Consider the following 9240-nt stretch of genomic DNA (forward strand, 5'->3'; position numbering starts at 1 on the left):
GCCCCGCCCCCCCCCCCCCCCCCCCCCCCCCCCGGGGGAACCAGGAGGTATAATGGTCTTCGACTTGCGAGGCGCGCTGCTCAAAAAGGCCGAGGTCGAATCGGCGCGCCTCGACGATTTCGAATTCCGTCTGCGCGCCCGTACGATGCGCCTCCTCGCGCCGTTGATGGGTGTGGAGCCCGACCAGCTGGTCGCCCGCATCGCCGTGGAGCCCGACGAAGCGATCCTGGCCTCGCTCCCCGAAACCGCCCGCGCCTGGTATGACGAAGCCCGAACCGAAGCTCGCCGCCAGCTGATCGCCGAACGCGGCGATCCGACGCCTTACAAGCTGGCGTGATTTAGCCTCTTCCAATGTAGGATTTTGCCTGACACGCTCGTCAGGTTCTTTCTCATCGCAAATAGATCTGAAGCATAATCCGGCGCGAGATCAGTTCACCGCCTCACCCGGATCGGTGCCCCAGATATGGCTCTGCTCGATATAGCCGCCGCGTCCGGCGACGTCGAACCAGCACCAGCCGCTGGCGCAGCGGCTCACCCGGCCGACCACGCCCGGTGCCGCGCGCCAGCTTACTCGGGCATTGAAGCGCGGTGCGTCACGCATCTCGCTCACCGTACCGATCACCATCGCGGTACGCACATCGTCGAGCAGGTTCGCCAGCATCCAGCCCTGGGTGCCGTCGGGATCCTCGACCTTGCGCCACTCGCCATAGATGTCGATCACCTTGAGCGGCAGCCCGCGGCGCTGGTAGAGCCAGTTCGACGGATAGTTGCGCCCCGGCCCGGTGCGCATCCGCGCCTTCTCGGCCTTGATCGAAACGAAATAGGGCGTCTTGCGCTGTGCGAATGCAGGAACGGCCAGCCCCAGCGCGACGACGCCGAGCACGACCCATTTCCCGAAACGCATGCGACCCCCATGAATATTGTGTGTGGGAACCGTTTACCCTGAGCAGCCCCTCGCCATCAACCGTTGACTGGCGCCCCTGCACCGGCCAAGCCGCCTTTTATGGCACAAGGCCCGCGCCCTTCCCGCCCCCGGGTGATCGTCACCCGCGCGCTGCCCGAGAGCATCGAGGCGCGCATGGCCGAATTGTTCGATGCGGCGACCAATCCCGGTGACGTGGCCCTGACCCGCGATCAGCTCGCCGCCGCGATGGCCGATTGCGACGTATTCGTTCCCACCGTTACCGACCGGGTCGATGCCGCGCTGATCCAGGCCGCGCCCGATCGCCTCCGGCTGATCGCCAATTACGGCGCCGGCGTCGGCCATATCGATCTCAAGGCCGCCCGCGAGCGTGGGATCACCGTGACCAACACTCCCGGCGTACTGACCGAGGATACTGCCGACATGGCGATGGCGCTGGTTCTCGCCGTGCCACGCCGGCTGGTCGAGGGCGATGAACTGGTCCGCCAGGGCGCGTGGAAGGGCTGGGCACCCACTTCGATGCGCGGCCACCGCATCGGCGGCAAGAAGCTCGGCATCCTCGGCATGGGGCGGATCGGCCAGGCCGTCGCGCTCCGCGCCCGTGCCTTCGGCCTGCAGATCCATTACCATAATCGCCACCGCCTGCCCCAGGTGCTCGAGGCACAGCTCGGCGCCACCTGGCATGGCGAGCTCGATTCGATGATCGAGGCGGCGGACATACTGACCATCCACACCCCGCATACCGATACCACCGGTGGCCTGATCGACGCGCGCCGGCTCGACCTGCTTGGCCCCAAAGGCTGGCTGATCAACACAGCCCGCGGCGAAATCGTCGATAATGAAGCAATGATCGCGGCGCTGACCGAGGGCCGCATCGCCGGTGCCGGGCTCGACGTCTATGTGGGCGAGCCCGCCGTTGATCCGCGCCTGATCGCGCTGGATAATGTCGTGCTGCTCCCGCACCTCGGCTCAGCCACCTTCGAGGGCCGCGAGGACATGGGCGTGAAGGTGATCTCGAATATCCGTGCCTGGTCCGACGGACATCGCCCGCCCGACCAAGTACTCGATGGCTGGGTGTAGTTATCTTATAAATACTTTGGATTATCTGGAACAATAGCTCCAATCCGGAGCATCTTCCGTCAAATTAACCAAGGTCAGCAAGTCCTCGGTAAACGCATTTCCACGTAGTTATACCCTACGCAAAGCCACCTATAGGGTGCACCGCAAGGGGGACTTGAATGCAGCCGAGAGAATCGAGGCGGGAGGTCGTCATTCCCGCCCAGATGCGCAGCAAGCGAGGATGGTCTGACGTAACCATCCGCAACATCTCGCCGCATGGCATGATGTTGCTGGCGCCGTTCCCGCCCAGGCCGGGAACCTATGTCGAGGTCCGCCGGGCCTCGCTGGCGATGGTCGGCCGGGTCGTGTGGGTGAAGGGCAAGACGCTCGGCATCCAGCTGATCGAGCGGCTGAACTTCAACGCCCTGCTACGCGCCGCCAACGAAACCCTGGCCATCAGCAGCAACCGCACGGCGCGGAACAACGAGCCGCAGGTACCGGCCCCGGCGCTGCCGGCCGATACCTCACCAGGCATCTTCCAGAGCTGGCTGCGTGCCGGCATCGACCTCATCCGCGGCCAGAGCCGCCGCGACACCGCCACGGCGGATTTGACCGAAGCTTCCTGACGACTTTCCAAGACGTGGCCTAAGCCACGCAGGAAACCCCTCGATCGCCCCTAGTCGCCCGTCAGGATCCGGTCCACCAGCTGCTTCACCGTCGGCACGAAACCGTTCGAATAGAACGGGTCCCGCTTGAAGTGATAGGCAGCGTGCCCAGCGAACATCAGGTTCTCGTCGGTCGGGCCGCCATGCGCGATGTCCTGCAGCGTCTTCTGGATGCAGAAGCTGCGCGGGTCCGCCAGTCGCCCGGTCGAGTTGGTCTCGGTATCCGCCCAGGACGAGAAGGCGCACTGGCTAAGGCAGCCCATGCAGTCCTTCTGGTCGGTGCGGATGATCTGCTGCTCCTCGGGCGTGACGAACACCAAAGTGTTGTCCGGCGTCTTGAGCGCGGCGGTGAAGCCGTTGCCGAACCACTGGCGCGCGCGCAGCAGGTCGTTGCGCGTCACCCAGAAATTCTTGCCCTTCACGCCCACATCGAGCTGGAAGGTGTGGTCGCCCGCTTCCTCGGTCGAATAGGGGATCTGGCGCTCCGAGCGCGCTTCGAGATTGCGCAGGAACGGGTTGCGCACGGCGCTCGAATAGAAGCCGGTCGGCGAGAAGCGGTGCAGCAGCACTTCGCCTTCCTCGATCTGGGTCAGCTTCGACTTCCAGCCCTGCGGGATCGGGCTTTCCTGGGTCAGCAGCGGGCGCGTGCCGAACTGGAAGGCGATCTTGCCGAGCTCGGGATTGTCGATCCAGTCGTTCCAGTCGCGCAGGAACCAGACGCCGCCGGCCATCACGATCGGCACATCGTCCGAGATGCCGCCCTCGCGCATCACCGCGCGCAGTTCCTTGACGCGCGGATACGGGTCCTGCGGCTGCAACGGGTCCTCGGCATTCGACAGGCCGTTATGGCCGCCGGCAAGCCAGGGATCCTCATAGACCACCGCCGCCAGCCATTCGCTCGCCTTGGAATAGGCGCGCTTCCACAGCGCGCGGAAGGCGCGGCCCGAGCTGACGATCGGCAGGTAGTTGACGTTGTACGACGCCGCGATCTCGCTGAGCTTGTAGGGCATGCCCGCGCCGCAGGTGACGCCGGCCACCATGCCGCGGGTGCGCTCGAGCACGCCGTGCAGCACGCGCTGCGCACCGCCCATTTCCCACAGCACGTTGATGTTGATCGCACCCTTGCCGCCGGCGATCTCGAAGGCCTTCTTGACCTGCTGGACGGCGCCTTCGATCGCATAGGCGATCAGCTCTTCATGGCGCTCGCGGCGCGTTAGTGCGTTGTAGATCTGCGGGATGATCTTGCCGTCGGCATCATAGCTGTCGGCATTGACCGCGGAGACCGTGCCGATGCCGCCCGCGGCGGCCCAGGCGCCTGCGCTGGCGTGGTTGGTGGCAGCCACACCCTTGCCCCCCTCGACGATCGGCCAGACCTCGCGGCCGTTGTACAGGATGGGCGACAGACCCTTGAACACAGAACCTCCAGACTAAAAATTCGGGCGACGCTAGACGCATTGGACGCAACAAGCGAGCAACATTCGTTATTGCAGTGCGTCAGGTCGTCCCATTGCGGCGCCATAGAGCCGCGCATAGGCGGCGATCATTTCGCTCTCATCGTAGAACGCACGGGCGCGCGCGCGGTTCTCCTCGCCGACGAGCTTGCGCTCCTCGGGATGCTTCACGAACATGTCGATCCGGTCGCGCAGCACCACTTCGCTGCGCTCGGGGGGCAGGAAGTGGCGGTTGCGGTCGCCGACCATCGAAGGGATGTCGCCCACCATCGGCGCGACCACCGGCAATCCGGCGGCCATCGCCTCGAGCACCGAAAGCGGCGCCTGCTCGCTCTTCGAGGAGAGCGCGAACACGTCGAACAGCCCCATATAGCGATGCGGCTCGCGCAGGAATCCGGGCAGGATCACGTCATCCTCGATCGCCATTGCCTCGGCGGCATCGAGTATGGCCTGGCGCTCGGGCCCCTCGCCCACGATCACCAGCTTGAAGCGCGTGTTGAGCCCGGCGACGGCGCGGACCAGCATCGGCAGGTCCTTGACCGGCCGTAGCCCCGCCACGGCACCGACCACCAGCGTGCCGGGCTTCTTCTTCTTGAGTTCGGGGATCAGCTCGACATCGGGCTTGCCGGCGAACTGCATCGTCGGGATGCCGTTGGCAATGCGGAACAGCCGTTCGGCCGGCTGGCGCCAGTGCTTCAGCGCGATCCGCTCCAGCACTTCGGAAGGCACCACCAGCGCGTTGGCGGCGGGCAGCGCGATCCGGCGATACATGTTGCGCACCGGGTTGAGCCGCTCGGCCTCATCCTGGTTGAACCCATCCTCGTGGTGGATCACCGGCGGCAGGCCCTTGCCGAACACGCGCGCCGCCATCACCCCGTCGATCGCGCCCCAATTATAGGTCAGCACCAGGTCGAACCGGCGCATGTAGCGCGCGATCGCCTCATAGCGCTTCGCGGAAGGCTTGCCCGAGAGCGGCGGCGGATCCAGCGCGATCTCGTACTTGATCCCCTGGGCGATCATCGCCCGCGCCTCGAGCTGGTCGGGCATCGCCGAGACGATCGTGTGCCGCGCCTTGTCGCCGAACGCATTCATCAGCCGCACGGCGCGCGCTTCCTTGCCGCCGAGGTTGAAGGTTGAATGGAGATGGAGGATGTGGATGGGCATCGTTGGAATGGCTCGATAGTCAATCCGTCATCCCGGCGAAAGCCAGGATATCGCGCGGCAAGAGTTCGACACGTGCCACGGAATCCCGGCCCGCGTCGTGACGGCGATCAAATCTTCGCCAGCAGCCGCTCGATCCCCGCCACCGCCTCCGGCTCCTCCAGCGTCGGTGCATGGCCGATGCCCGGCACCGTCACCAGCTCGGCACCCTGCACCCGCGCCACCATCCGCTCGGCGGTATCCTCGCTCAGGATATCCGAGCGCTCGCCGCGCACGATCAGCAGCGGGCGGCCGTTCATCGCCTCGATCGTCGGCCACATGTCCGGCCCGGTCTCGTTGCCCGGCACGCGGAAGGGCTCGGCGATCTTCATGTCGTAATCGAGCACGATCCGCCCCGAGCTGTTCACCCGGTAGAGCCGCTTGGCCATGCGCAGCCAGTCCTCGATCCCATAGTCCGGATAGACATCGGCATTGCCCTCGGCGACGCCGCGCGCCGCGTGCATCCAGGTCGGGTACCACACCGCCTTGCCGACATAGGTGCGGATCCGCGCCAGCCCGGCCGGATTGATCTCGGGGCCCACGTCATTGAGCACCACGCCCGCCAGCTTGTCGCGCTCGGTGGCGGCGAGCAGCATCGTCACCAGCCCGCCCAGCGAGGTGCCGACCGCGACGAACTTCTCGACCTTCAGCTCCTCGAGCAGCGCCTCGACGTCCTGGAAATAGGTGAGCGGCACATAGGACATCGGGTCCTTGGCATAGCCGCTCTCGCCGCGCCCGCGGAACTCGACGCACAGCACGCGCCACTGCCCGGCCAGCCGCTCGGCCAGCGCCTCATAGTCGCGCGCATTGCGGGTCAGCCCCGGGAAGCACAGCACCGGCGGCTTGTCCGCCGGGCCTGCATATTCGCGATAGTGGAGACGAATCCCGTCCCGCGACCACCAGAAACCGTCGGAATAGTTGCGTCGCTCGGCCATCCTTCCCCATATCGCTGCATGGACTTCACTCCGCAACAGGCGATCCTCGAACTCGGCGACAGCTTCTACGATCCCGTAGCAGCCGCGCGCTTTCCCCAGACCATCCTGCGCTTCCGCAACGATCGCGCGGCGGCGCAGGTCGGGCTGGACGGCCTGTCGGACGAGCAATGGATCGCTCATTTCGGCCGCTTCGAACCGCTGAAGGGCAGTCTCCCGACTCCGCTGGCGCTGCGCTATCACGGCCATCAGTTCCGCGTGTACAACCCCGAGATCGGCGACGGCCGCGGCTTCCTGTTCGCGCAGATGACCGACGTGCAGGGCCGGCTGCTCGACCTCGGCACCAAGGGATCGGGCCAGACGCCGTACAGCCGCTTCGGCGACGGCCGACTCACCCTCAAGGGCGGTGTCCGCGAGATCCTCGCCACCGAGATGCTAGAGGCGCTGAATGTCGAGACCAGCCGCACCTTCTCGCTGATCGAGACCGGCGAGGAGCTGCACCGCGGTGACGAGCCCTCGCCCACCCGCTCCTCGGTGCTGGTCCGGATGAGCCACGGCCATATCCGCATCGGCACCTTCCAGCGCCTCGCCCATTTCCAGGAGACCGAGGCGATGGAGCGCCTCGTCGCCTATGTGCTGCGCCACTATTATGGCGAGGAACCCGGCGAGGACGCTCCCGCCCGGCTGCTCGCCCATGTCGCGAGGCGCACCGCGACGATGGCCGCGCGCTTCATGGCCGCCGGCTTCGTCCACGGCGTGCTCAACAGCGACAATATCAACGTCACCGGCGAGAGTTTCGACTACGGCCCGTGGCGCTTCGCTCCCTTCTGGGAATCGGGCTTCACCGCCGCCTATTTCGACCATGCCGGGCTCTACGCCTTCGGCCGCCAGCCCGAGGCCATCTACTGGGACGTGATGCAGCTCGCCATCGCGCTGCGCCAGATCGCCGACGAGGAGCCACTGATCGCGGCGATGGAGGGCTTTGCCGAAGTCTATCAGCGCGAAGTGACCGCCGCGCTGCTCTGGCGCCTCGGCGTCGCCCCGCGCAGCGCCGAGGCCGACCGGGTGCTCGCCGGCGTGCTCGAAAAGGCACTGGCGGAGACGCTCACGCCGATCGACCAGTTCTTCTTCGATGCGTTCGGCGGCACGCTGCCCGAGGAATATGGCGAAGCATTCGACGATCTGCGCGGCCAGCTCGCCTTCTACCAGCCCCGCAAGGCCCGCGATCACGCCTATTGGAGCGGCACGCCCTGCTCGATGCTGATCGACGAAGTCGAGACGATCTGGGCGTCGATCGCCGAGTCGGACGATTGGGGGCCTCTCCACGCCAAGGTGGCGGCGATCCGCCGGATGGCGGAGGCCCTTGGGGGTTCCGATAAGGCATAGCCATCGTCAGAAACGTGCCGGGGCCTGGCACTGGCCTCGCCGCGAAAATTGGTGCAAGAGCGCCTGAACCTTCCTGAAAGACCAAGTTCCCCTACATCGATGCCCGGCACGGAAATCATCTCGACCGAACCCGCAACCGGCGCCGTGCTGTGGCGCCAGATGAGCGGAGACGCCGACAAGGAAGTCGCCCTTGCGCGCGCCAGCTGGGCCGCCTGGGCCGCCCATCCCCTTGCCTATCGGATCGAAGCGCTGCGCCGCTTCGCGAACGTGGTGCGGCAAAAGGCGGATGCCTTCACCGACCTGCTCGCGCGTGAGACCGGCAAGCCGCTCTGGGAAGCGCGCACCGAAGTCGAGACGGTGATCGCCAAGGTCGATATCTCGATCACCGCCTATTCGGAGCGCACCGGCCAGCGCCGCATCGATGCGCCGATGAACACCCGGCTGGCGCTGCGCCACAAGCCGCACGGCGTGCTGGCGGTGCTCGGGCCGTACAATTTCCCGGTCCACCTGCCCAACGGCCATATCGTCCCGGCGCTGCTCGCGGGCAACGCAGTGGTGTTCAAGCCGTCGGAGAAGACCCCGGCCTCGGGCGCTTTCCTGGTCGATTGCTATCACGCCGCCGGCATTCCGGAGGGCTGTGTCCGCCTGCTGATCGGCGGTCCCGACGAGGGCAAGGCGCTGGCCGGCCACCCGGATATCGACGGTCTGCTGTTCACCGGCTCGGCCAATACCGGCATCGCGCTCAACCGCCAGTTCGCCACCCGGCCCGAGAAGATCCTCGCGCTCGAGATGGGCGGCAACAATCCGATTGTCGTGTGGGACACGCCCGATCTCTATTCGGCCGCCGTGCTCGTCGTGCAGTCCGCCTTCACCACCGCCGGCCAGCGCTGCACCGCCGGCCGCCGGCTGATCGTCGACGAGAAGCTCTACGATCCGCTGATGGCCGAGCTCAACAAGCTGATCGGCCGTCTCATCATCGGCGAGCCGCATGCCGATCCCGCCCCGTTCATGGGGCCGGTGATCGACAATGACGCCGCCGACATGCTCACCGAGAGCTTCCTTGCCCTCTCCACCATGGGCGGCCGGCCGCTGCGCCACATGGAGCGCCCGATCGAGGGCCGCCCCTTCCTCACCCCTGGCATGATCGACATGACCGAGGCGAAGGAGAAGGTCGATGTCGAGCTGTTCGGCCCGATCCTCCAGGTCTTCCGGGTGAACAGCTTCGAGCAGGCAATCGTCGAGGCGAACGACACGCGTTACGGCTTGTCCGCCAGCCTGGTCTCGCAGGATCCCAAGCTCTACGATCAGTTCTGGGCGAACATCCGCGCCGGCATCGTCAACTGGAACCGCCCGACCAACGGCGCGTCCTCGGCGGCGCCGTTCGGCGGCGTGGGCTGGTCGGGCAACCACCGTCCCAGCGCCTATTACGCCGCCGACTATTGCGCCTATCCGGTGGTCTCCTCGGAGAGCGAATCCTCCCGCGCCTCGATGGGCATCGGCCTGCGCGACGCCTGAGCCAGCTGGACTTCTTGGTTCCCCGGGGGGGGGGGGGGGGGGGGGGGGGGGGGGGGGGGGGGGGGGGGGCGGGGGCGGGGGGGGGGGGGGGGGGGGGGGGGGGGGGGGGG

General features: G+C 66.6%; 9 protein-coding genes. 5 read left to right on the forward strand and 4 right to left on the reverse strand.

Going from position 1 to position 9240, the window contains the following annotated elements; translation table 11 throughout:
* The first annotated feature begins 52 nt into the window (after positions 1-52).
* On the forward strand, positions 53-337 hold the full coding sequence (locus AAHM44_RS24055) for a hypothetical protein (protein ID WP_342251576.1): 285 nt from the start codon (positions 53-55) through the stop codon (positions 335-337).
* A 90-nt stretch (positions 338-427) separates the two neighbouring features.
* On the opposite strand, the gene AAHM44_RS24060 is transcribed toward AAHM44_RS24055, so the two are convergent.
* Positions 428-904, reverse strand: a complete 477-nt coding sequence (locus AAHM44_RS24060) for an SH3 domain-containing protein (RefSeq protein ID WP_184165581.1) — start codon at positions 902-904, stop codon at positions 428-430.
* A 99-nt stretch (positions 905-1003) separates the two neighbouring features.
* Here AAHM44_RS24060 and AAHM44_RS24065 point away from each other — a divergent pair, with 99 nt between their 5' ends.
* Both AAHM44_RS24065 and AAHM44_RS24070 read left to right on the forward strand, forming a co-directional pair.
* Entirely contained in the window at positions 1004-2002 is a 999-nt protein-coding gene (locus tag AAHM44_RS24065) for a 2-hydroxyacid dehydrogenase (RefSeq protein ID WP_269575524.1), read from the forward strand.
* Between the two features lie 158 nt (positions 2003-2160).
* The gene (locus AAHM44_RS24070) at positions 2161-2607 is read left to right on the forward strand and encodes a PilZ domain-containing protein (protein WP_342251577.1); all 447 of its coding nucleotides are present in this window, start codon (positions 2161-2163) and stop codon (positions 2605-2607) included.
* Positions 2608-2657: 50 nt separating this feature from the next.
* On the opposite strand, the gene AAHM44_RS24075 is transcribed toward AAHM44_RS24070, so the two are convergent.
* From AAHM44_RS24075 to AAHM44_RS24085, 3 genes are all read right to left on the reverse strand, one after another.
* The gene (locus AAHM44_RS24075; RefSeq protein ID WP_269575526.1) at positions 2658-4061 is read right to left on the reverse strand and encodes an NAD(P)H-dependent flavin oxidoreductase; all 1404 of its coding nucleotides are present in this window, start codon (positions 4059-4061) and stop codon (positions 2658-2660) included.
* Between the two features lie 66 nt (positions 4062-4127).
* Entirely contained in the window at positions 4128-5261 is a 1134-nt protein-coding gene (locus AAHM44_RS24080; RefSeq protein ID WP_269575527.1) for a glycosyltransferase family 4 protein, read from the reverse strand.
* Between the two features lie 107 nt (positions 5262-5368).
* Entirely contained in the window at positions 5369-6232 is an 864-nt protein-coding gene (locus AAHM44_RS24085) for an alpha/beta fold hydrolase (protein ID WP_269575528.1), read from the reverse strand.
* 18 nt (positions 6233-6250) lie between these two features.
* Here AAHM44_RS24085 and AAHM44_RS24090 point away from each other — a divergent pair, with 18 nt between their 5' ends.
* Both AAHM44_RS24090 and astD read left to right on the forward strand, forming a co-directional pair.
* Positions 6251-7615: a protein adenylyltransferase SelO family protein gene (locus tag AAHM44_RS24090; RefSeq protein WP_269575529.1), complete on the forward strand. Its 1365-nt coding sequence runs from the start codon at positions 6251-6253 to the stop codon at positions 7613-7615.
* Between the two features lie 99 nt (positions 7616-7714).
* Positions 7715-9130: a succinylglutamate-semialdehyde dehydrogenase gene (gene astD, locus AAHM44_RS24095; protein ID WP_269575530.1), complete on the forward strand. Its 1416-nt coding sequence runs from the start codon at positions 7715-7717 to the stop codon at positions 9128-9130.
* Positions 9131-9240: the final 110 nt, after the last annotated feature.

Origin of the sequence: Sphingomonas sp. OTU376, from assembly GCF_038440415.1 — a bacterium.
GTDB lineage: Bacteria > Pseudomonadota > Alphaproteobacteria > Sphingomonadales > Sphingomonadaceae > Sphingomonas > Sphingomonas kyeonggiensis_A.